The 1,436-nt window shown below is 50.3% G+C and carries 2 protein-coding genes; both read left to right on the top strand.

Annotation, left to right across the window (positions count from 1 at the left end; genetic code table 11):
* Positions 1 to 283: IS200/IS605 family transposase (gene tnpA / locus FJM65_RS21085; RefSeq protein ID WP_140624350.1), on the top strand; the 283-nt coding region annotated here is incomplete at its 5' end.
* Positions 280 to 1,436 (top strand): RNA-guided endonuclease InsQ/TnpB family protein (locus tag FJM65_RS21080; RefSeq protein WP_140624347.1); only part of this gene is annotated, 1,157 nt, incomplete at its 3' end. The genes tnpA and FJM65_RS21080, both read left to right, overlap by 4 nt.

Here is a 1,436-nt window from a genome sequence, read left to right as displayed (position 1 = left end):
AGAACTGCTGATGGAGAAAGCCGGTGAGTTGGGTTTGCGTATCGAGAAAATGGAAGTGATGCCTGAGTACGTTCATCTGCTGGTGAAAGCGTCACCAGCCGATGCACCGCAATTCATCGTGGCACAACTGAAAGGGTACACTTCGTTCAAACTACGCAGCGAGTTCCCCGAACTCAAAAGCAAGCTGCCTACGCTGTGGACACGAAGCTTCTACGTGGAGTCGGTGGGTCACCTTTCAGAAGCGACAGTTAAAAAGTACATAGAAGACCAGAAGAGGCAGTGAACCAAATCAAGACATACCGCTTCAAGCTCAAACCGACCAAGGTGCAAGCACAGGCTTTCGCACAGTGGCTTGGTTCGTGCAGATATGTCTACAACCTTTGCCTGGACTACAAGAAACAACTATATACCAACCATCAACTTTCCATCGGGAAGAACCAGATGCAGAAGGAACTTTCCGCAATCGCTAAGGACGTGGAATGGATAGGGTGTGTTCACTCGCAGACCTTGCAAGAGGTATCCGACAGACTGTTCAAGGCCTACGATGGGTTCTTCAAACAAGGCAAGGGCTTCCCCAGGTTCGCCAAACGAAGCTTGTACCGTAGCTTCACCTACAAACAGGGTGTGAAACTACACGAGAACACCTGTAGCGTACAACTACCGAAAATCGGTAAGGTGAAGTACCACAAGTCACAGGCTGTGCTTGGGTCTATCAAGACCGCCAGCGTTGTCAAGGAAGCGGATGGGTGGTACGTGACCCTGTGCTGTGAAATGGATATAGCACCGCTACCGCCGGCAACCAACGTGGTAGGTTTGGATGTTGGCATCACCTCCTTCGTGGTCACCTCTGATGGGCAGGCGGTGGACAACCCCAAGCACCTGTACAGATACCACTACCAGTTAAGGAAAGTGCAGCGCTCTGTATCAAGAAAGAGGAAAGGAGGAAGCAACAGGCGGAAGGCTGCCCTAAAACTTGCCAGGTTGCACCTGAAAGTAAGGAATACTCGCAAAGACTTCCACCACAAGCTAACGACTCAGTTCATTCGTGAGAACCAAGCGATTGTCGTTGAGAGGCTGCAAGTGCAGCATATGGTCAAGAACCACAAGTTAGCAAAAAGTATCAGTGATGCTGGCTGGTATCAGTTCGTTCAGATGTTAGAGTACAAGTCCAAGTGGTATGGACGGGAGTTCCAGAAGGTAGTCCCGAACTATACTTCTCAGGACTGCTGGGTTTGCGGTTGGCGAAACACCGACCTGCAACTATCGGACAGGGAATGGACTTGTGCCAACGGTCACACCCTTGATAGGGATGTGAACGCTGCTATTAATATAAGAAATAAGGGCGTAGGGCATACGCTGTCAGCTTGGGAGTCAGACACCGATGGTGTCCAATACAACGGCAATGGTCGGGTAGCCCAAGAATCCCACAGTCTTTA

This window comes from Pontibacter mangrovi, from assembly GCF_006385705.1.
Taxonomy (GTDB): domain Bacteria; phylum Bacteroidota; class Bacteroidia; order Cytophagales; family Hymenobacteraceae; genus Pontibacter; species Pontibacter mangrovi.
The sequence above is the reverse complement of the archived record's forward strand: the minus strand, read 5'-3'. Positions and strand labels throughout refer to the sequence as shown.